Below are 987 nucleotides of genomic sequence, written 5' to 3' on the forward strand. Positions count from 1 at the left end.
TCTCGCGCAGCGACCCGACCATGGAGTTGATGTTGTCCTTGAGTTCGGCGACCTCTCCGGAGGCGTCCACGGTGATCGAGCGGGTCAGATCGCCCTCGGCGACCGCGCTGGCGACCTCGGCGATGGCCCGCACCTGCCGGGTGAGGTTCCCGGCCAGCTCGTTGACGTTCTCGGTCAGCCGCTTCCAGGTGCCGGAGACCCCTTCGACCTCGGCCTGGCCGCCGAGCCGGCCCTCACTGCCGACCTCACGGGCGACGCGGGTGACCTCGGCGGCGAAGGAGGAGAGCTGGTCGACCATGGTGTTGATGGTGGTCTTGAGCTCCAGGATCTCGCCGCGCGCGTCCACGTCGATCTTCTTGGACAGGTCGCCGTTGGCGACGGCGGTGGTGACGAGGGCGATGTTGCGGACCTGGCCGGTGAGGTTGTTGGCCATGGAGTTGACGTTGTCCGTGAGGTCCTTCCAGGTGCCCGCCACATTGGGGACGCGGGCCTGGCCGCCGAGCCGGCCCTCGGTGCCGACCTCACGGGCCACCCGGGTCACCTCGTCGGCGAACGCGGACAGCGTGTCGACCATCGTGTTGATCACGCCGGCCAGCGCCGCGACCTCGCCCTTCGCCTCCACCGTGATCTTCTGCGACAGGTCGCCGCGCGCGACGGCGGTGGCGACCTGGGCGATCGATCTGACCTGTCCGGTCAGGTTGGACGCCATGACGTTGACGTTGTCGGTGAGGTCCTTCCAGGTGCCGGAGACCCCCCGGACGGTGGCCTGGCCGCCCAGGTTGCCCTCGGTTCCCACCTCGCGGGCCACGCGGGTGACCTCGTCGGCGAACGCGGACAACTGGTCGACCATCGTGTTGATGGTCTCCTTCAGCTCCAGGATCTCCCCGCGGGCGTCCACCCGGATCTTCTGCGTCAGGTCGCCCTGGGCCACGGCCGTGGTGACCTCGGCGATCGAACGCACCTGCGCGGTCAGGTTGTCGGCCATGA

Annotated in this window: 1 protein-coding gene; it reads right to left on the reverse strand. The window is 69.1% G+C overall.

What is annotated here, in order from left to right:
* A partial coding sequence (locus tag IH80_RS0138400; RefSeq protein WP_030966559.1) for a HAMP domain-containing protein occupies positions 1–987 on the reverse strand: 987 nt, incomplete at both ends.

Source organism: Streptomyces sp. NRRL S-378 (genome assembly GCF_000720645.1).
Taxonomy (GTDB): domain Bacteria; phylum Actinomycetota; class Actinomycetes; order Streptomycetales; family Streptomycetaceae; genus Streptomyces.